Consider the following 20,664-nt stretch of genomic DNA (forward strand, 5'->3'; position numbering starts at 1 on the left):
GTCTTGTTACTATTATATAATAAGAACAAATGTTCGAGGTGGTGAGGGAATGCAATTTTTAACAGATCGATTACTTAAAGGAATGAATCCTGAGCAGGCTAGAGCGATAAAAGCTACAGAAGGCCCTCTTTTGATTATGGCAGGAGCGGGGTCTGGAAAGACACGCGTTCTGACACACAGGATTGCCTATCTAATGATAGAAAAAGGAGTCGCCCCGTACAATATTTTAGCGATAACCTTTACGAATAAAGCAGCAAGAGAAATGAAAAACCGTGTTGGAGAAATCCTCGGCGGAGCATCAGAAAACGTATGGATTTCAACCTTTCATTCGATGTGCGTAAGGATCTTGCGAAGAGACATTGACCGCATTGGTTTCAATCGAAACTTCACTATTCTTGATTCCACCGATCAGCAATCCGTGATCAAACGAATACTCAAAGATAAAAATTTGGATCCGAAGCAATTTGATCCAAGAGGCATTTTGTCTGTCATATCCTCTGCTAAAAATGAGCTGACTACGCCTGAACAGTTTGCCAAAGAAGCGGGAAGCTATTTTGATCAGAAGATCAGTGAAATCTTCACAGAATATCAAAGCAGACTGCGGAAAAATTCTGCGCTTGATTTTGATGACTTGATCATGCAGACGATCCACCTGTTCGAACGGATCCCTGAGGTGCTTGAATTTTATCAACGCAAATTTCAATTTATCCATGTGGATGAGTATCAGGATACGAACCGTGCACAATATATGCTGGTGAAGCAGCTTGCCTCCCGCTTTAAAAATTTATGTGTTGTCGGAGATTCAGACCAATCCATCTATCGCTGGCGTGGAGCAGATATCACGAACATCATGTCCTTTGAAAAGGATTATCCAAATGCAACAGTGATCATGCTCGAACAAAATTACCGGTCGACCAAAAAAATACTGGATGCGGCCAATCAGGTTATTCAAAACAACCCGAACCGAAAACCTAAAAATCTGTGGACCGAAAATACAGACGGTCAAAAAATATCCTATTATAGAGCTGACAGTGAGCAGGGAGAAGCTCAATTTGTAGCAGGTAAAATTAATGAACTTGTTCAATCTGGTAAAAGAAAAAGATCAGATTTTGCGATCCTCTACCGGACAAATGCACAGTCCCGTGTAATGGAGGAAGTATTAATGAAATCCAACATTGACTATGCGATTGTTGGAGGTACGAAATTCTATGACAGAAAAGAAATCAAGGACATCCTTGCTTATCTTCGATTAGTCGCAAATCCGGCGGATGACATTAGCTTAACCAGAATTATTAATGTGCCAAAGCGCGGAGTAGGCTCGACTTCTGTGGACCGCATTGCAAATTATGCAAGAGATCACGATATGTCGATGTATGATGCGCTCGGATTGGGAGATTTTATTGACATCAGTCCTAAAATTACGAAAACCGTTATTGCGTTTCGTGATTTTCTCTCCAATTACACACAGATGCAGGAGTATTTATCGGTTACAGAATTGGTTGAAGATATCATCGATAAATCCGGCTACAAAGAGGCGCTGAAAGCAGAAAAAACAATAGAAGCGCAAAGCCGTCTCGAAAATATAGATGAGTTTCTATCGGTCACAAAAGCATTTGAAGATGCGAGCGAAGACAAAAGCCTGATTGCTTTTTTAACTGATCTTGCGCTTGTTGCAGATATTGACCAGCTCGATAAAGAAGAAACAGCAACTGAGCTTGTCACGCTGATGACACTGCATTCTGCAAAAGGGCTGGAGTTTCCGGTCGTATTTTTATTAGGCTTGGAAGAAGGGGTATTTCCGCACAGCCGTTCATTGATGGAAGAAGCGGAAATGGAAGAAGAACGAAGACTTGCTTACGTAGGGATCACAAGAGCTGAAGAAGAGCTGTTTATTTCAAATGCTCAGATGAGAACTCTTTTTGGACGGACAAACATGAATCCAGTTTCACGATTTATTGCAGAAATCCCTAGTGAGCTGATAGAGGAACCGATGAAAAAAGAAGCGTCATCCAACCCATTCGGCAGGGGAAGAAGCACCGGGTCATTTGGCCAAAGCAGACCCGCACCAAGAAAACCTGTCAGCCGTCCTGCTCCTAAAGATACAGGGGGAAGTGGTATTGGCTGGAGTGTTGGAGATAAAGCATCCCACGGTAAATGGGGAGTTGGAACGGTCGTCAGCGTCAAGGGCGAAGGCGATTCAATGGAACTCGATATTGCATTTCCAAGTCCTACCGGCATCAAGCGTCTTTTAGCAAAGTTTGCTCCTGTTAATAAAGTAACGGAATGAAAGGAAGACGATAAATGGATCACGCAACTGCAGAATCGAGAGTAAAAGAACTTCAGGATTTACTGCGGCAATACAACTATGAATACCATGTATTGGACAAGCCGTCTGTTCAGGATGTCGAATATGATCAGCTTCTTCATGAGCTGAAGCAGCTTGAAGAAGAACACCCTGATCTGATGACACCGGATTCTCCAACACAGCGGGTGGGCGGATCTGTTCTGGAACAATTTTCAAAAGTAAATCATAAAAATCCAATGCTGAGCCTCGGAAACGCATTTAATGAACAGGATTTGCGCGATTTTGATAAGCGTGTTCGCAAAGCTGTCGGAGACAATATTTCCTATATATGCGAGCTTAAAATCGATGGACTCGCGGTATCTCTCCGATACGAGAACGGACTTTTTGTGCAGGGAGCTACGCGGGGAGATGGGTCGATTGGAGAAGATATTACGATTAATCTTAAAACCATCCGCTCCATCCCGCTGCGTTTAACGCAGCCCTTCAGTATTGAAGTTAGAGGAGAAGCGTTTATGCCGCGTTCCTCTTTCATTGCTCTTAATGAGGAAAAAGAAAAAAGAAATGAACTGCCTTTTGCTAATCCTAGAAATGCTGCAGCGGGCTCTCTCAGACAGCTGGATCCGCGAATTGCTTCATCAAGAAATTTAGATTTATTTTTATATGGCATAGGCGACCCGGGAGAAACAGGAGTGGAAGCACAAAGCGCGGGCCTGGATCTTTTATCAGAGCTGGGTTTCAAGACCAATAAGGAGCGGCGGAAATGTGCGTCTGTTGAAGAAGTGCTTGATTATATTAAAGAATGGACGGAAAAACGGGCTGATCTGCAATATGATATTGATGGAATCGTGATAAAAGTCGATTCACTTTCCCATCAGGATGAGCTTGGAACAACTGCGAAAAGTCCCCGATGGGCAATTGCGTTTAAATTCCCTGCAGAGGAAGTTGTAACGGTTCTGCATGATATTGAGCTTAGTATCGGACGTACAGGCGTTGTGACGCCTACAGCACTGCTTGAGCCGGTTTTAGTAGCAGGAACAACGGTTGGACGGGCTTCCCTTCATAATGAAGACTTGATTCGGGAAAAAGATATCCGAATCGGAGACCATGTTGTAGTGAAAAAAGCAGGGGATATTATTCCCGAGGTTGTCAGTGTGATAACAGACCGGCGAACCGGAGAAGAAAAGGAATTCACGATGCCGACTCATTGTCCTGCCTGTGAAAGTGAACTTGAACGGCTCGAAGGAGAAGTGGCACTGCGATGCCTCAATCCAAAATGCCCGGCTCAGATTCAGGAAGGACTCATTCATTTTGTGTCCAGAAATGCAATGAATATCGACGGCCTGGGAGAAAAAGTCGTGGCCCAGCTGTATCGCGAAAATTTAATCGAAGATGTGGCAGATCTTTACCGATTAACACTGGAAAATGTAATAGCATTAGAGCGCATGGCAGAAAAGTCTGCTGCCAATCTATTAAACGCGATAGAAGCATCAAAAGAAAACTCCTTAGAAAAACTATTGTTTGGACTTGGAATTCGACATGTTGGTGCAAAAGCCGCAAAAACAATTGCCCAGCATTTTGAAAACATGCACGCGCTTATGGCCGCTTCTGAAGAAGATTTACTGAAAATAGATGAAATTGGTGACAAAATGGCTTCAAGCATCGTCACTTATTTTAGCCAGGAAGAAGTCAAGGAACTGATCAGCGAACTTGAAGAAGCAGGAGTGAATTTAACCTACAAAGGACCTAAGCTTTCCCGCTCAGAAAACACCAATTCCGCTTTTTCAGGTAAAGTAGTTGTCCTAACTGGGAAATTGGTACAATTGACACGCAATGAAGCGAAAGAGAAAATAGAGATACTTGGCGGTAAAGTAACTGGCAGTGTAAGTAAAAAAACAGATTTGCTTGTTGCAGGAGAAGAAGCAGGTTCCAAACTGTCCAAGGCACAGGAACTGGGGATTATAGTATGGGATGAAAACAGGCTCCTGGAAGAAATAAACGGACAAGAGGTGTAAGGCTACTATGAAAAAATGGTCGGCAGCTGCATTTGGAGCTGTGTTATTGCTAGGCGGATGTATGCCTACGTTTCAGCAGGAAGATGAAGTCGTTCAGGAAAATGTACCGGAAGAAACAGAAAGTCAGACAGTTATTATTCCTAATTTCCAAATTTCAGAAGATTATTATCGAACACTGCTGCCATTTGAACCCTCTCCTTCAAGAGGAATGGTTGTAAATAATGTTGCATCCAACTTTGATGTAGCAGAACTAGAAAGCGGCTTAATGAGAATTGCCCAGCAAAGTTTTGATTCGGCTGATTATTTTTTTCAGCCTGGTCAATTTCTCGACAGTGGAACGATTACAAGCTGGCTTTCTCGTGAATACAATGAAGCGCAGCTCGGAGAAAACGATCTTGAACCTGAAGAAAATGTTGGACTGAATCCAATTGATTCAGGTGAAGGAAATAGAGAAGAGCGTGCAAAAAACAGTCCTATCTATCTGGCACATATCCAGGAGCATAACTATTTTGCTAAATCAGGAGAAGACGAAAGCAAGGTCCGGCTTGGCGGAGTCGTGGTGGGTCTCGCCCTGAATTCAGTGTATTATTATCAGGATGACAATAATCCATTCGGCGCTACCTTTGAAGAACCGATTCCGACAGACAAGTTAGAAGAAGAAGGCAAGAAGATGGCTCAGGAAGTCGTTCAAAGAATGAGGACGATGGCACAAGAAGATCCTGAAAAAGCAGATCTCGCAGATGTTCCAATTACGGTTGCATTATTTAAGCAGGAACCTAGGAATGCAGTTATACCTGGTAATTTTATAGGGTATTCGTCTGCTGCGGGCGGATCGGATGAATTGGGAGACTGGAGTGCCTTAAATGAAAACTATGTGCTGTTTCCATCAAGTGAAGCAAATGAAAACTTTCGAGATGACGAGACAGCGTTTCTAAATTTCAAACAAGATGTAGAAACCTATTTTCCAAATTTCAATAGTGTCATTGGAACTGGACGCTATCAAGGTGACCAGCTTACAAATTTGAAAATTGATATTCCTATTCAGTTTTACGGCAAAGCAGAAATTGTCGGTTTTACCCAGTTTATTGCAGGCAGACTCATTGATCAGTTTCCTTCTTATTTTGCTATCGAGGTAAGTATTACATCAGCGAATGGACCTGAAGCATTGATTCTTAAAGAGTCAGAGGAAACGGAGCCATTCGTGCATATATACGAGCATTAAAAAGGAATAATCACTATTCCTAAGAACCCCAATGTCAGAGATAATCAACGGGGGAGAAAAAGAAAAGCTTCTGTGTCGAATTTGGACACAGAAGCTTTTTCTATGAGAGCGGATGAACATTCCATATGTCTTTGGCATACTCACTGACCGTGCGATCACTTGAGAAAAATCCGGAATGAGCAATGTTGTGAATGCTCATATTCAACCATCTTTTTCGGTCAGCATAAGCAGCTGCAACTTGATCCTGGGCATCTGCATAAGCTGAAAAATCCTTCAATAAAAAGTACTGATCGTTTTCCATTAATAATGAATCTGAAAGGGTTTCAAAGTCGTAATAAGAGTCCCGGAAAAAGCCGGAGGTTAATTGATCTACTACTTGTTTGATTCTTCGGTCATTGTGATAGTAGTCATGAGAATGATAGCCTCCGTATTTTTCAAAGTGCATAATCTCTTCTGCCTTTAATCCGAAAATGAATAAATTTTCAGGGCCTACCAGATCACCTATTTCTACGTTAGCACCGTCGAGTGTGCCAAGCGTCACGGCGCCATTCATCATAAACTTCATATTTCCCGTACCGGAAGCTTCTTTACTTGCTGTAGAAATTTGTTCACTGACGTTTGTAGCCGGAATAATTTTTTCTGCCAGGGAGACACGATAGTTGTCTAAGAAAACCACACGAAGAGTATCCTTTGATATAGGATCATAATTCACAATATTGGCAACAGAATGTATAAGCTTAATCACTTTTTTAGCATATTCATAACCAGGTGCCGCTTTCGCACCGAATATAAATGTTCTAGGATGAGGCCTGAAGGAAGAGTCTTCTTTCATGCGATTATACAAGTGCATAATATGAAGTACATTAAGCAGCTGTCTTTTATATGCATGAAGCCGTTTAATTTGAACATCAAAAATGGAGTGCTCGTCCACAGCGAGAAAATCGCGGTCAAAGATAATCTTAGCCAGTTCTCTTTTTTTCTTTTGCTTCATTTCATCTATTTCAAGTTGAAATGAAGAGTCATTTGCAAATTTTTCGAGTTCTGCCAACTGCTGAGGTTCAGCTATCCAATTTGTCCCGATTGCTTTTGAAATCGAAGAGGTTAGCTCAGGATTTGCCTGTAAAAGCCAGCGCCTGTGGGTAATGCCGTTCGTTTTATTTGAAAAACGCTCCGGATAAAATTCATGAAAATTTTTCATTTCCCGTTTTTTTAGTATTTCTGTATGAAGTTTTGCTACCCCATTAACACTGTGGCTGCCGACAATAGAAAGGTGAGCCATTTTAACAAATCCATGTGCAATAATGGCCATTTGCTCAATGCGGTCCCAGTCACCGGGATATTCCCTCCACAGCTCTTTGCAAAAACGCTCGTTTATCTCTTCGACAATCATATAAATACGAGGGAAGAGCGGCTTGAAAAGATCAATCGACCATTTTTCCATCGCCTCAGAGAGAATGGTGTGATTTGTATATGAAATAGTATTTGTAACAATCGTCCATGCCTGATCCCATTTCATTCCTTCTTCATCAATAAAGATCCTCATAAGCTCAGGAATGGCTATGGCAGGGTGGGTATCATTTATATGAATCGCCACATGCTCATGGAAATCATATAAATCACTGTGATTTTCCTTGTAATCATTTATAATGCTTTTTAGACTTGAGCGTACAAGAAAATATTGCTGCTTCAACCGGAGGATTTTTCCGTCATTAGACATATCATTTGGATACAGGAATTCCGAGATTTGCTCTGTATCTCTTTTATACTGCATAAAGTCCTTATGAGGGGGGTAATGCTTAGCCGGTTCTGCTCCCCATAATCGAAGTGTGTTCACGCGTGTGGTGTCGTAGCCAAGCACCGGCATATCAAATGGAACTGCCAAAACGGTTTCAGCATGCTCGTGAACAAAAGTCAGCTTGCCATTTTTCTCAATCCATTGAACGTCTCCCCAAAACGGAACTTCAATGGCCAGATCAGGCTTGCGGACTTCCCAGACATTGCCGTTGCGAAGCCATTGTTCCGGCAGTTCAACCTGATAGCCATCAATAATTTTTTGTTCAAACAGGCCGTGTTTGTAACGGATTCCATGTCCATGTCCAGAGAGTTTTAACGAAGCCATTGAATCAAGGAAACAGGCAGCCAGACGTCCAAGTCCGCCATTTCCAAGTCCTGCATCCGCTTCAGCTTCTTCCAGTTCACTTAAATCAATTCCTAACTCTTGCAGTCCGCTTTCAACCATGTCTTTCACGCCAAGATTGACTAGTGAGCTGACCAGAAGTCTTCCAAGTAAAAACTCAATCGATAAATAGTAAACTTCCTTCTGTCCGCTCTGGCGAATTTCTTCATTTGAAACAATCCAGTTGGTACTGACAAATTCCCGTACCATCATGCCCAGGGCTTGATATTGGTGCTGCTTCGTGGAATTAGCAAATGAAACACCGGCTGTTTGTTCCAGCCTTTGGGAAAAAGAAGCTTTAAATTCATCTTTACTATGGAACATGAATTAATGCCTCCTCTTAAGTTTAGAATAAAGCTCATGGTATTGAGCAGCAGACTGTGCCCAGCTATAATCTTTGGTCATGGCATTTTCCCTTAAAGCCGGCCATGCGTGTTCATCCTGATAGAAGGATAGAGCTCGCTGAATTGTATGCTTCATGTCGTGAGCATTGTAGTGGGTGAACGTAAAGCCATTTCCGGTTAAATCCGTTTCGTTGAGTGGTTGAACCGTATCGTTTAGCCCGCCTGTTTCTCTCGCAATAGGGACGGTACCATATTGAAATGAGATTAATTGGCTAAGTCCACAGGGCTCGAAAAGAGAAGGCATAAGAAAGTAATCTGCTCCGGCATAAATTTTATGGGCAATTTCCTCGCTGAAACCAATGTAAACTCCTGCCTGATCAGGATATGTTCCGGCAAGATAATTAAAATAGTCTTCGTATTCATATTCTCCGCTGCCAAGGACAATCAGCTGCAGTTTTTCTTCTTCAAGCAGTTCATGCATGACTCGTTGAACAAGGGACAGCCCTTTTTGCTCCGTCAAGCGGGTAACCATTGCGATTACAGGAATATCTTTATCCTCCGGCAGATTAAACTGCCGTTGAAGCGCTAATTTATTTTCATCTTTCTTTTCGATCGTAGCGAGTGTGTAATTCGTTTCAATAAGAGGGTCGCTTTCAGGATTGTAGCTTTCTGTGTCAATTCCATTGAGAATTCCGTGCAATTTAAATGACTGCTCTCGTAAAATTCCATCCAGCTGTTCGCCGAAAAAGGGGGTCTGGATTTCATCGCGGTAAGTCGGACTCACTGTGGTGAGAGCGTTTGAGCTTAAAATTGCGCCTTTCATAAAATTGACGGAACCATTGTATTCCAAATCTCCTGAATGATAGTGATAATCTTCTAAATTGAGGTAATCTCCCAATATATCTGGCTGAAACCACCCTTGGAACTGGAGATTATGGATTGTGAACACAGTTCTCATATCTCTGTAATAAGGATCATTTCGGTATTTACGGTCAAGTAAAAAAGGGACCATTCCAGTATGCCAGTCATGACAATGAATCAGATCGGGCTTAAAAGGAATGACTGGGAGAGACTCAAGCACAGCCTGACAGAAAAACGAAAAACGTTCCCCATCATCTCCATGCCCGTAAAGAGAATCCCGGTAAAAATAATATTCATTATCAATCAGGTAATACGTCACGTCATTATGTACAAGTGTTTCAATTCCGCAATATTGGCTTCTCCATGCCATTGGAATGGAAATAGAAGTAATTTTCTTTGCTTTCTGACGCAGCTCTTCTGCTATCATCGAGTACTTAGGCATCATTACACGAACATCAGATCCCATTTTTTTCAGCTCTTTAGGAAGAGCCCCGGCTACATCGCCGAGGCCTCCAGACTTGATAAATGGAGCACATTCAGATACTGCAAATAATATCTTCATATACTCACCGCCATATCGCGTACGGTGCCTTTACGCAGAACCAGCGGTTTTTCAGGTGATCCTTTTAACGTAACACCATCTAAAACCCTTACATCTTTATCCATAATGACATACTCGAGCGTACAGCCTTCACCAATCTGGCTTTTTTGCATAATGACACAATTGGTGACGTGAGAATTTCTGCCGATTTTAACAGCTCTTGATATAATGCTGCTGTCTACTTTACCTTCAATAACTGCTCCATTTGCAATCATGGAATTTGTGACAGTAGAAGCTGCAGTATAACGTGTAGGCGGCTCATCTTTTACCTTCGTAAAGACAGGGCGGTCAGCCGGGAAAAGCTGATTCCAGACAACAGGATCGAGCAGCTTCATCGAGTGATGGAAATAGGCTTCAATGGTTTTCATAATGGCAGCATAACCAGAGTGCGTATATGTGCCGATTTTAAAATTATGAAGCGGCTGATTGACAACATCTGATACAGAAATAAATTGTGAATTTTTCCGGTCCTCGATCAACTCAATTAACAAAGATTTTTTCACAATATACATATCAAGGGAATGTGTATGGTTCACAAGCTCTGTAATATCGTGGTCATGAATTAAATGTTCAGCCAGAGCTTCTTCAATATCTATATTGGTTATCACATAGCTGTTAGCAATAAAGACATAGTCCTGATGGCTTCGTTTAAAGAAGTCCAGATGCTGCTCAAGGCGGGCAAATGAACCTACTGTACTGTTTTCATTAGGTTCGAAGAAGGGAGGAAGAAAAAACAACCCGTCTTTTTTTCGGTCCAGATCCCAATTTTTACCTGATCCGATATGATCCATTAGTGAGCGATACTGGTGCTTAGGGAATATTGCTACACTTTCAACCCCTGAATTCACCATATTGGATAAGATGAAATCTACAAATCGATATCTCCCGGCAAAGGGGATGGAGGCTACGGAACGATTAAGGGAAAGATCCTGCAAACCTCCAACTACATTTGTAGCATCAATTACACCTAATAAACGACTCATGCAGTCACGTCCTTTCTTAATTTCGCAATCAATTCATCAGTTACAAGAATGATGTCTGAAGATCCGTCTTCCGGTTCAATAGTTATCCCGTCCGGTACGTGAATGTTTTCCGGTACGATGGCTCTTTTGACTACCGCATTTTTGCCTATAACAGCATCAGGCATAATCACTGCTTCATCAATAAATGAACCTTCTCCCGTTTTAACCCCTTGGAAAATGACCGAGTTCTGGACTTTTCCTTCAATAAAGCAGCCTTCATTAACCAGAGATTCTTTGACCTCTGCGTGGTGCGAGATATATTGCGGCGGCTGGTTTGGGTTACGGGAATAAATTCTCCACGAGTGATCAAACAGATTCAGCCCTGGGTTTTCTTCCAAAAGATCCATATTGGCTTCCCATAGACTTTTTACAGTACCGACATCTTTCCAGTAGCCATCAAATGGATAGGCCATCAGGCGCTTGTCTTCGTTTAAGAAAAGCGGGATAAGATCTTTACCGAAGTCATGGCTGGATTCTTCATTTACATTATCAACCTCTAAGAACTCTTTTAATGCTTTCCAGTTAAAAATATAAATCCCCATGGAAGCAAGATTGCTTTTTGGTTCAGCCGGCTTTTCATCAAATTCAAGGATTTCATACTCTTTATTTGTATTCATAATGCCAAATCGGCTTGCTTCATCCCATGGAACTTCTACAACGGATATCGTTGCTTCCGCTTCATTTTGGATATGGTAGTCAAGCATTTTGGAGTAGTCCATTTTGTAAATATGATCTCCAGACAGAATAAGAACGTATTCAGGATTGTACTGCTCAATGTATTTCATATTGTGGTAAATGGCATTTGCCGTTCCGCTGTACCATTTAACTCCGGATGCTTCGGTATAAGGAGGGAGAACGGTAACACCGCCATTTCGGCGATCCAGATCCCATGCGCTGCCGATTCCAATGTAGGAATTGAGTACCAGCGGCTGATACTGCGTCAGTACGCCTACAGTATCAATGCCTGAATTTGTGCAGTTACTAAGCGTGAAATCAATAATTCTGTATTTTCCTCCGAACGGTACAGCCGGTTTTGCTATGCTTGTGGTAAGCGACTGAAGACGGCTTCCTTGTCCTCCTGCTAATAACATGGCAACACATTTTTTCTTGACCATCATGTCACACCCCTTATTCACTAGTTTTAATCTTGTTTCATTATTTGTAAGGTTTCCACACCGTCATTCCAAATGGCGGGATGGAAATTGATATTGCTTGATCACGGTTGTGGATCGAAACGTTTTCAGTTTCCGTATTAGTTTCATGAAAATGACCTGAACCGCCATATTCAGTCCGGTTGCTGTTAAATACTTCGGTCCATTTCCCTTTCATCGGGACACCGACTTTGAATGTCTCATAAGTTATACCTGTGAAATTACATGCGATGACAAGTGTATCACTTTTTCTTTTTCCTTTTCGAATGAACGTATAAATACTCTGCTCAGCGTTATCTGCATCGATCCATTCAAACCCTTCAGGTTCATGGTCTAACTGATAAAGTGCCTTTTGCCCAAGATAAAAGGCGAGAAGATCCTTTGTAAAAACATCCGTCTTTGCATGAGAGTCATACTCTTTTAAAAACCAGTCCAGGCCCTGAACAAATTTCCATTCGTCATATTGACCAAACTCGGCTCCCATAAAGAGAAGCTTTTTTCCCGGGTGAACGATCATAAACGATAAAAGTAATCTGAGCTGGGCGAATTTTTCCCAGTAGTCTCCTGGCATCTTATGCAAGAGAGAACGCTTACCATGCACAACTTCATCATGAGACAGCGGTAAAATAAAATTCTCCGAGTAAGCATACACAAGAGAAAAAGTCATTTTATGATGATGATGCTTTCGTTCAAATGGAGAACGTTCCATGTAATCCAGCACATCATTCATCCAGCCCATATTCCATTTGTAATTGAACCCCAGACCGCCTTCGTGGACGGGGGTGGTGACATTGGACCAATCAGTAGAATCTTCTGCCATCATCAGGAATTGTGGATGTTCATTAAATACAGCTGTATTCAATTCCTTAAGAAACTCAATTGTATACGGGTTAACCGCTGCAGGCTCACTATTGGCCCAGTAAAGCATATTTGCCACAGCATCAACTCGGAGACCGTCAATCTTAAATGTTTCAATCCAGTATAAAGCGTTTGATATAAGGAAGCTCCGCACTTCTCCCTTAGCTAAATTAAAATTAGCCGTGCCCCATTCAATGTTTTCCCGGTCGCTGAATGTATCGTACTCATATGTCGGTTCTCCATCAAACATATAAAGTCCCTGCGCATCCTTGCAAAAATGTCCCGGCACCCAGTCAAGCAGAACGCCAATGTCTTCCTGATGACAATGGTCAATAAAATACATCAAATCATGAGGCGTTCCAAAACGGGCCGTCGGAGAAAAGTATCCGATCCCCTGATAACCCCAGGAAGCATCAAGAGGGTGCTCAGTCAGCGGGAGTATTTCAATATGAGTAAAGCCTCTGTCTTTTATATACGGAATTAGTTCATCCGCTAGTTCGCGGTACGTATAATAAGAACCATCTTCCTTTTGCTTCCAGGAATTTAAATGAAGCTCATAAATCGCGAGCGGTCTTTCATAGACAGGTCTTCTCCTTCTGACGCGCTGCCTATAAAGTTTATCATTCCAGGTATATCCCTTTGTGTCATAAACAATAGAAGCAGTATTCGGACGAAGTTCTGAATAAAACGCATAGGGATCTGCTTTCAACACAACATCCCCACTGGCTGTTTGAATAGAGTACTTATAAACCTCGCCCTCAAGATCCCGTTCAACACCGATACTCCAGATGCCTTCATTATTTAATTTTTCTAAGGGGTGTGCACCAGGATCCCAATTGTTAAAATTTCCTACTACCGATACGGAAACGGCGTGAGGAGCCCAAACAGTAAAACGGGTCAGCAGGGTAGCAGAGCGCTTTTTTATTAAGTGCGACCCAAATAATTTATGGGCTTGATACAATTTACCTTCGTGAAACAAATGTACGTCGAATTCGCTTGGTGCAGCAATCATTAGAGGCCCTCATCCTTTCATAAGTGTGTATAAATTAGCTATTCTACATCAAGGGGGGAAAACCCTTGAAAGAAAAGAATTTTACTAAAAAGATTTGTCCACATCTCCAAATGGTTTCTGTATAATTTGTCCTATCATCAGTTAAATAGACCCTGGAAATAAATTATCTGCCCATTCGTTATTTTCAATTATTTAGCAGCTATTAGAAAAATGAAGTTAATCTTCTGTACCCTTATTTTCCTTAAATTAATCATTAGACAGTAAAAATCCGAAAAGGGAATATATTCCCTTTTCGGATTTAAGAAGCAAGTATTCAATTTGTTCTAAGCAAGACTGAAGATTTATTTGTTTGATTCCACTTCATGTACTTTTTCAAACTCGTCATAGCCTTCACGTACAGGCTTACGGGAGTTTCCAGTTGTCAGGCTCACTACAATAATAGCAAGGAAACTTAAGAAGAATCCTGGTACCATTTCATATAAGAACCCGCTTAAATCAAATACATATACCCACAGGATGACAGTAATAGCTCCAACGAGCATTCCTGCTAGAGCACCCCAGCGGTTCATTCGCTTCCAGTAAAGGCTTAGCAGAATGGCTGGTCCAAAGGCTGACCCAAATCCTGCCCATGCGTTACTCACTAGATCAAGAATGGTGCTGTCTGAATCAAGGGATAGCATAACGGCAACAATCGCTACGATAAGAACAGCTATACGGCCGACCAATACTAATTCTTTATCAGAAGCGTTACGCTTCAAGAATGTATTATAGAAGTCTTCAGTCAGCGCACTTGAAGTTACGAGAAGCTGAGAAGAAATCGTACTCATAATCGCTGCCAATATAGCAGCAAGAAGGAATCCGGAAATAATCGGATGGAATAAGACTTGTGAGAAGAAGACGAAGATTGTCTCCGGATCAGCCAATTCCTGTCCTGTCGTTGTAATGTAAGCAAGACCGGTCAGTCCAGTGAAAAGTGCTCCAATTATGGCAACGACCATCCACGTCATACCAATTCTTCTAGCGGCAGTTAAAGACTTAACATCACGAATTGCCATAAAACGGACGATGATATGAGGCTGTCCGAAATAACCAAGTCCCCATGCAAGCAGGCCGATCATGCCAAGAACAGTCGTACCTTCAAAAAATGAAGTAAGGGTAGGATCCACTGCTTCAAGTGTATCAAAAGTAGGGCCTACTCCGCCGAGTTCCATAAAGGCAACGACAGGTACTAGAATTAATGCAAGAAACATAATACAGCCCTGTACAAAGTCTGTGATACTAACAGCAAGGAATCCTCCAAACAATGTGTATGCAAGAACTACGCTTGCCGTAATAACCAAGCCGGTGAAATATTCAATGCCAAATGCGCTCTGGAACAGAACTCCTCCGGCTACCATGCCTGATGAAGTGTACACGGTAAAGAAAATAATAATTACGATGGCAGAAACAAATCGCAAAATTTTCGTATTATCCACAAATCGATTTTCAAAATAATCCGGTATTGTAATTGAATCGTTCGCTACCTCCGTATATGTACGCAGGCGAGGTGCAACTAAAATATAATTTAAGTATGCACCAATTGATAAACCAACCGCAATCCACATGCCCGAAAGTCCGGAAACATAGATCGAGCCTGGTAAACCAAGCAGCATCCATCCACTCATGTCAGATGCTCCGGCAGATAGTGCCGTTACTGCAGGGCCAACTTTTCTTCCCCCAAGCATATACTCCGATAAATCTCCTGTTGATTTTTTGTAGGCATACCAACCGATGCCAAGCATTCCGATAAAGTAAAGCGCTAATGAAATGTAAACTTCCCATCCAATCGTGACAGCTTCCACAATATCTCCCCTTCCATAATTTAAAGTTGTCTCCACACGAAGACACTTACAGTTGAATAACCTAACAAACAAATAACCTTTATTCAAGGAAGCTAAACTAGGTAATGGATGGTAATTTCGACTTACTTCCTTATTCCATCAAGGGTTTAGCGTGATTTTAAATAAAATTAAAGTAAAACTATTCTAATAATTCTAATAATACTTTTGGAGGATAAGTGGTAAAACCTGTAACGTTTTAATAACGGGAAAAAAACGAAATATTTGCCAAATACTTGTTATCATACACAAATTCGTTTTGTATCTATTGTCTCAAACAAACCATTTTTTATGCATCAATTTCATCAAATAGATGAGAAGGGTCGAAAGTTACAGGAGTTGTCACGTTTAAGGCGCTTATTTGACGTGAATATAAGCATAATAAGAAGTACAATTGAAGTGCAGAATGCAATACAAGGTGAAATGAGGTGGGGAAGATGAGCAAACAGCAAAAGAGCGTAGATGATTATCTTCAGGACGGGATATACGGAGCAAAAGAAACGCTGCCAGACGAAAGGCGAAAATATCTAGGTACGATTCGGGAAAGAATCGAGTTTGTTTTGTATCAGAACCAGGTGAGGGAAGAATCGGTTTATCCGGAAATTAAACAAGCCGCAAAAGAGAACCATGATCTTAAAATGTTTTTAAATGGAAATATGAATTATCGATTTTACTCTAAATATATTCAGTTAGCAGATGAGCACAAATTGCCGTACACAGTTGTTTCTAATAAAGAGCACAATGCAGAATATGGACTTGTACTGGCGCATTCTGATGCAGTAGAAAAAGCAGACATCGAGATTCCCAAGAGGAAGAATGTAAAAGAGAAGAAAGAAAAGCCATCTTTTTTTAAACGATTATTTGGGTAAGGGTTGGAACGTAACTTAAAAAAGATTAAAAATGAGGCAGTATATGTCATTAGTAAAATGTGAGCGGAGCGGAAGGTGGCGACTCCAGCAGGATATGACGGTTGCTTGAGACCCCGCAGCACAAAGCCTGAGGAGGGCTCAAGCACCGTCCCTGCGGAAAGCGTCCACCTAAGCGAAGTGAACCGGTCAAAGAGCTTGAGACACCTTTTGTCCCAAGCTCTTTTTATATTGCCTGATTTTTGCTTTTCTTCTATTTAAATAGAAACGCACACTGTATAAAATGGGAATGTGTCAGTACGCGGAAAGCTTGAGGTACATATAAAACGAAGGATATTAGGTAATAAATAATCAATAGAAACAATTATCCATAATTAATTTATAGATGCCGTTTGCCTTGTAAAGCGGCTTTTTGGTATGATAAACAGTATTGTGAGTGTTCGAACAAACGCGGAGGTGACTGACACAATGACGAAAATAACAACAGATGAAGTAAAGCACGTAGCCCATTTGGCGCGTCTTGCGATTACAGAACAGGAAGCAGAAAAATTTGCAGAACAGCTCGGTTCTATCATTACATTTGCAGAACAGCTGAATGAACTCGATACAGATCATGTAGAACCGACTACACATGTGCTGGAAATGAAAAATATCATGCGTGAAGATAAGTCGACAGGCGGCCTTCCACGTGAAGAGGTATTGAAAAACGCACCGGATCATCAGGATGGCCAGGTAAAAGTGCCGACAATCCTGGAATAGAGAGGGGAAAGAAGATGTCATTATTTGACCATAAACTCGCAGATCTTCAAGGACTGCTGAATAAAAAAGAAATTACCGTAACAGATCTTGTACGGGAATCCTACAAGCGAATCGCCCAAGTGGAAGACAAGGTACAGGCTTTTGTAACGCTTGATGAAGAGCGTGCACTTGCCCAGGCCGAAGAGCTGCAATCTAAGATATCCTCAGATCATAAGGGCATGCTGTTTGGTATGCCGATCGGTGTGAAAGATAATATCGTCACAAAAGGTCTGCGTACAACTGCAGCAAGTAAAATGCTTGGCAACTTTGATCCTATTTACAATGCAACGGTGGTCGACAAACTGCAAGCATCCGATGCGATTACAATAGGAAAATTAAATATGGATGAATTTGCAATGGGATCTTCTACGGAAAATTCACACTGGGCTAAAACGAAAAACCCATGGAATTTGGACACAGTTCCAGGCGGTTCTTCAGGCGGTTCAGCTGCTGCAGTTGCAGCTGGAGAGGTTCCCTTTTCGTTAGGTTCAGATACAGGCGGTTCTATTCGTCAACCGGCATCTTTTTGCGGTGTAGTTGGTCTTAAACCTACATATGGCCGTGTATCACGTTTTGGATTGATTGCTTTTGCATCATCGCTGGATCAAATTGGTCCAATTACACGCAATGTCGAGGATAATGCCTATTTATTAGAAGCAATTGCAGGCCTTGATCCGAATGATTCCACTTCTGCTAATGTTCCTGTTCCGAATTATCGCGCTGCGTTAACGGGCGATATCAAAGGCTTAAAAGTGGCAGTCCCGAAAGAATACCTCGGTGAAGGGGTCAGTGAAGAAGTCCGTGCATCGGTCCGCGAAGCCTTGAAAGTACTTGAAGGACTTGGAGCAACGGTGGATGAAGTGTCATTGCCTCATTCGAAGTACGGTGTCGCGACGTATTATTTGCTTTCTTCATCTGAAGCTTCTGCCAATCTAGCCCGTTTTGACGGCATTCGTTACGGCTATCGTGCTGAAAATGCTGAAAACCTGATTGATTTATATAAGAAAACCCGTTCAGAAGGGTTTGGTGACGAAGTAAAACGCCGGATTATGCTTGGAACCTATGCACTAAGCTCGGGTTATTACGATGCTTACTATAAAAAAGCGCAAAAGGTCCGTACACTAATCAAGCAGGACTTTGATCAGATATTTGAACAGTATGATGTTGTTATTGGGCCAACTACTCCTACGCCCGCGTTTAAGATAGGAGAAAAAATAGATGATCCGCTTACCATGTACGCCAATGATATTCTGACAATCCCAGTGAATCTTGCGGGAGTTCCAGGAATTTCAGTACCTGCAGGATTATCATCTCAAGGTCTTCCTTTAGGTCTTCAAATCATCGGTAAACATTTTGATGAAAGCACCGTTTATCGGGTGGCTCATGCATACGAGCAAGCAACAGATCATCATAATCAAAAACCGGGATTGTAGGAGGGGGAACAACTATGACGAACTTTGAAACGATCATTGGACTTGAAGTCCACGTAGAATTAAAAACAGATTCTAAAATGTTCTCTCCTGCACCTGCTCACTTTGGTGCAGAACCGAACACGAACACCAATGTCATTGACCTTGGCTATCCGGGTGTACTTCCTGTAATGAACAAGCGTGCGGTAGAATGGGGCATGAAAGCGGCAATGGCTCTAAATTGTGAAATTGCCGACCATACAAAATTTGACCGCAAAAACTATTTCTACCCTGATAATCCAAAGGCTTACCAGATCTCTCAATTTGATCAGCCAATCGGAGAGCATGGCTGGGTAGAAATTGAAGTGGACGGCTACAAAAAGAAAATAGGCATCACCCGTCTTCATTTAGAGGAAGATGCTGGTAAATTGACACATACAGATAAGGGATATTCCCTCTGTGACTATAATCGTCAAGGAACGCCGCTGATTGAGATTGTCTCAGAACCTGATTTGCGTACGCCAGCTGAAGCTTATGCTTATTTGGAAAAAATCAAATCGATTATTCAATATACAGGGGTCTCAGACTGTAAAATGGAAGAGGGCTCACTTCGTTGTGACGCAAATATCTCCCTTCGTCCAGTTGGTCAGGAACAATTCGGAACGAAAGCGGAGCTGAAAAACCTGAACTCCTTTAACTTTGTAAAAAAAGGACTGGAGCACGAACAAATCCGTCAGGAAGAAGTGCTGCTTTCCGGAGGCGAAATCCAGCAGGAGTCCCGCCGATTTGATGAATCGACAGGAAAAACGCTGCTGATGCGTGTAAAAGAAGGCTCAGACGATTACCGCTATTTCCCGGAACCGGACCTTGTTTCAATGTTCATTGATGAAGAGTGGAGAGAATCGGTCCGCGCTACCATACCTGAACTGCCGGATGCCCGCAAGAAAAGATATGTAGAAGAGCTTGGTCTTCCAGGCTATGATGCAATGGTGCTTACTCTTACAAAAGAAATGTCTGATTTCTTTGAGTTAACATTAGAACAGGGAGCAGATGCAAAGCTTGCTTCAAATTGGCTCATGGGAGAAGTTTCCGCGTATTTGAATGCTGGTCAAAAAGAATTGAAGGATGTTGCTTTAACACCTCAAGGTTTGGCTGGTATGATTAAATTAATAGAAGACGGCACCATTTCATCTAAAATTGCGAAAAAAGTGTTTAAAGAGCTGATCGAAAATGGCGGAGACCCGAAAAAGATTGTAAAAGAAAAAGGGCTTGTGCAAATTTCAGATGAAGGCGAACTGCTGAAATTCGTTACAGATGTATTGGATGCAAATCCTCAGTCTATTGAAGACTTTAAAAATGGGAAAGACCGTGCGATCGGCTTTTTAGTTGGTCAGATTATGAAGGCCTCTAAAGGGCAGGCAAACCCGCCAATGGTCAATAAGCTGTTAAATGAAGAAATTAAAAAAAGATAAAAAACCGCCTTCGGGCGGTTTTTTTGCGATCAAAATAATGGTAAAAAGCTCCTGATTATGCCATTCTAAAAAAGAGGAAATTCACTAGATGAGGTGATTCATATGCAAGCTTTAAATGATTGGTTTCAAAAAGGATTAACGGTTGAGGAATATAAAAATCAGATGACCGCTCATAAAGAAAATATGGATGAAGTGGCCAGGAAATTTTCGCTGCCTGATGATCAGGATTTTTTCTCAGAACTTGCTGCAAGGCATTTGCGCGTGATCGTATTAACAGAGGACTGGTGCGGGGATGCGATGATGAATAATCCTGTGCTGATTGCTCTGGGTGAAGCTGCAGATGTGGACATTCGCTTTCTGCTGCGGGATTCTAACCTGGAATTGATGGATCAGTATTTAACAAATGGGACAGCACGTTCTATTCCGATTTTTATTTTTATTGATGAAGAAGGCAGGGAAGTTGCAAAGTGGGGGCCGAGAGCTCAGAAAGTACAAAGCTTCGTGGATGAAGCGAGGAGCACTCTTCCTGCAAAAGAAGACCCTGCTTTTAAAGATGGACAGGATCTGCTCATTAAGCACCTCACTGCAGCTTATGTAGAACGCAAAGATTTCTGGGTCGAAGTGTATGTTGAATTAAAACGAACACTTCAAACAACTTAACCACTTCTAATATGATAG

14 protein-coding genes are annotated in these 20,664 nt (G+C 41.8%); 8 read left to right on the forward strand and 6 right to left on the reverse strand.

What is annotated here, in order from left to right; all coding sequences use genetic code 11:
• Positions 1 to 49: 49 nt before the first annotated feature.
• The 3 genes from pcrA to KR50_RS11135 are packed head-to-tail and all read left to right on the forward strand — an operon-like array spanning position 50 to position 5,539.
• Entirely contained in the window at positions 50 to 2,287 is a 2,238-nt protein-coding gene (gene pcrA, locus KR50_RS11125; protein ID WP_041058418.1) for a DNA helicase PcrA, read from the forward strand.
• A 14-nt stretch (positions 2,288 to 2,301) separates the two neighbouring features.
• Positions 2,302 to 4,317, forward strand: a complete 2,016-nt coding sequence (gene ligA / locus KR50_RS11130) for an NAD-dependent DNA ligase LigA (RefSeq protein ID WP_041058420.1) — start codon at positions 2,302 to 2,304, stop codon at positions 4,315 to 4,317.
• A 7-nt stretch (positions 4,318 to 4,324) separates the two neighbouring features.
• The gene (locus tag KR50_RS11135) at positions 4,325 to 5,539 is read left to right on the forward strand and encodes a CamS family sex pheromone protein (protein ID WP_041058422.1); all 1,215 of its coding nucleotides are present in this window, start codon (positions 4,325 to 4,327) and stop codon (positions 5,537 to 5,539) included.
• Positions 5,540 to 5,639: 100 nt separating this feature from the next.
• Here the strand turns inward: KR50_RS11135 and KR50_RS11140 are convergent, their stop codons facing one another.
• From KR50_RS11140 to putP, 6 genes are all read right to left on the reverse strand, one after another.
• The gene (locus tag KR50_RS11140; RefSeq protein ID WP_041058424.1) at positions 5,640 to 8,039 is read right to left on the reverse strand and encodes a glycogen/starch/alpha-glucan phosphorylase; all 2,400 of its coding nucleotides are present in this window, start codon (positions 8,037 to 8,039) and stop codon (positions 5,640 to 5,642) included.
• A 3-nt stretch (positions 8,040 to 8,042) separates the two neighbouring features.
• The gene (gene glgA / locus KR50_RS11145; protein ID WP_041058427.1) at positions 8,043 to 9,482 is read right to left on the reverse strand and encodes a glycogen synthase GlgA; all 1,440 of its coding nucleotides are present in this window, start codon (positions 9,480 to 9,482) and stop codon (positions 8,043 to 8,045) included.
• Complete coding sequence (locus tag KR50_RS11150; protein ID WP_041058430.1) at positions 9,479 to 10,504, reverse strand: GlgC family sugar phosphate nucleotidyltransferase; 1,026 nt, start codon at positions 10,502 to 10,504, stop codon at positions 9,479 to 9,481. The genes glgA and KR50_RS11150 overlap by 4 nt, the downstream gene beginning before the upstream one ends.
• Entirely contained in the window at positions 10,501 to 11,658 is a 1,158-nt protein-coding gene (locus tag KR50_RS18290; RefSeq protein WP_041058433.1) for a glucose-1-phosphate adenylyltransferase, read from the reverse strand. The genes KR50_RS11150 and KR50_RS18290 overlap by 4 nt, the downstream gene beginning before the upstream one ends.
• Before the next feature lie 40 nt (positions 11,659 to 11,698).
• Entirely contained in the window at positions 11,699 to 13,564 is a 1,866-nt protein-coding gene (glgB, locus tag KR50_RS11160) for a 1,4-alpha-glucan branching protein GlgB (protein WP_041058741.1), read from the reverse strand.
• A gap of 341 nt (positions 13,565 to 13,905) precedes the next feature.
• Positions 13,906 to 15,345 carry a sodium/proline symporter PutP gene (putP, locus tag KR50_RS11165; protein WP_052477061.1) on the reverse strand — a complete coding sequence of 480 codons (1,440 nt, stop codon included), beginning with the start codon at positions 15,343 to 15,345 and terminating at the stop codon, positions 13,906 to 13,908.
• 533 nt (positions 15,346 to 15,878) lie between these two features.
• On the opposite strand from putP, the gene KR50_RS11170 reads away from it, so the two are divergent.
• From KR50_RS11170 to KR50_RS11190, 5 genes are all read left to right on the forward strand, one after another.
• Positions 15,879 to 16,310 (forward strand): YueI family protein, encoded by a 432-nt coding sequence (locus KR50_RS11170; protein WP_041058435.1) that lies wholly within the window; start codon positions 15,879 to 15,881, stop codon positions 16,308 to 16,310.
• A gap of 465 nt (positions 16,311 to 16,775) precedes the next feature.
• On the forward strand, positions 16,776 to 17,066 hold the full coding sequence (gene gatC / locus KR50_RS11175; RefSeq protein WP_041058436.1) for an Asp-tRNA(Asn)/Glu-tRNA(Gln) amidotransferase subunit GatC: 291 nt from the start codon (positions 16,776 to 16,778) through the stop codon (positions 17,064 to 17,066).
• Between the two features lie 14 nt (positions 17,067 to 17,080).
• Positions 17,081 to 18,538 (forward strand): Asp-tRNA(Asn)/Glu-tRNA(Gln) amidotransferase subunit GatA, encoded by a 1,458-nt coding sequence (gatA, locus tag KR50_RS11180; RefSeq protein WP_041058438.1) that lies wholly within the window; start codon positions 17,081 to 17,083, stop codon positions 18,536 to 18,538.
• Positions 18,539 to 18,552: 14 nt separating this feature from the next.
• Complete coding sequence (gatB, locus tag KR50_RS11185) at positions 18,553 to 19,986, forward strand: Asp-tRNA(Asn)/Glu-tRNA(Gln) amidotransferase subunit GatB (protein WP_041058441.1); 1,434 nt, start codon at positions 18,553 to 18,555, stop codon at positions 19,984 to 19,986.
• Positions 19,987 to 20,088: 102 nt separating this feature from the next.
• Positions 20,089 to 20,646: a thioredoxin family protein gene (locus KR50_RS11190; RefSeq protein ID WP_041058444.1), complete on the forward strand. Its 558-nt coding sequence runs from the start codon at positions 20,089 to 20,091 to the stop codon at positions 20,644 to 20,646.
• Positions 20,647 to 20,664 lie beyond the last annotated feature (18 nt).

This window comes from Jeotgalibacillus campisalis (assembly GCF_000829515.1).
Classification (GTDB): Bacteria; Bacillota; Bacilli; order Bacillales; family Jeotgalibacillaceae; genus Jeotgalibacillus; species Jeotgalibacillus campisalis.

Excerpts from the sequence above, each read along its gene's own strand:
- KR50_RS11190 (WP_041058444.1), top strand. The coding sequence starts at position 20,089 with ATGCAAGCTTTAAATGATTGGTTTCAAAAAGGATTAACGGTTGAGGAA.
- KR50_RS11135 (WP_041058422.1), top strand. The coding sequence starts at position 4,325 with ATGAAAAAATGGTCGGCAGCTGCATTTGGAGCTGTGTTATTGCTAGGC.
- KR50_RS11140 (WP_041058424.1), bottom strand. The coding sequence starts at position 8,039 with ATGTTCCATAGTAAAGATGAATTTAAAGCTTCTTTTTCCCAAAGGCTG.
- gatB (WP_041058441.1), top strand. The coding sequence starts at position 18,553 with ATGACGAACTTTGAAACGATCATTGGACTTGAAGTCCACGTAGAATTA.
- KR50_RS11150 (WP_041058430.1), bottom strand. The coding sequence starts at position 10,504 with ATGAGTCGTTTATTAGGTGTAATTGATGCTACAAATGTAGTTGGAGGT.
- gatC (WP_041058436.1), top strand. The coding sequence starts at position 16,776 with ATGACGAAAATAACAACAGATGAAGTAAAGCACGTAGCCCATTTGGCG.
- ligA (WP_041058420.1), top strand. The coding sequence starts at position 2,302 with ATGGATCACGCAACTGCAGAATCGAGAGTAAAAGAACTTCAGGATTTA.
- gatA (WP_041058438.1), top strand. The coding sequence starts at position 17,081 with ATGTCATTATTTGACCATAAACTCGCAGATCTTCAAGGACTGCTGAAT.
- glgB (WP_041058741.1), bottom strand. The coding sequence starts at position 13,564 with ATGATTGCTGCACCAAGCGAATTCGACGTACATTTGTTTCACGAAGGT.
- glgA (WP_041058427.1), bottom strand. The coding sequence starts at position 9,482 with ATGAAGATATTATTTGCAGTATCTGAATGTGCTCCATTTATCAAGTCT.
- KR50_RS18290 (WP_041058433.1), bottom strand. The coding sequence starts at position 11,658 with ATGGTCAAGAAAAAATGTGTTGCCATGTTATTAGCAGGAGGACAAGGA.
- pcrA (WP_041058418.1), top strand. The coding sequence starts at position 50 with ATGCAATTTTTAACAGATCGATTACTTAAAGGAATGAATCCTGAGCAG.
- putP (WP_052477061.1), bottom strand. The coding sequence starts at position 15,345 with ATGCTTGGCATCGGTTGGTATGCCTACAAAAAATCAACAGGAGATTTA.
- KR50_RS11170 (WP_041058435.1), top strand. The coding sequence starts at position 15,879 with ATGAGCAAACAGCAAAAGAGCGTAGATGATTATCTTCAGGACGGGATA.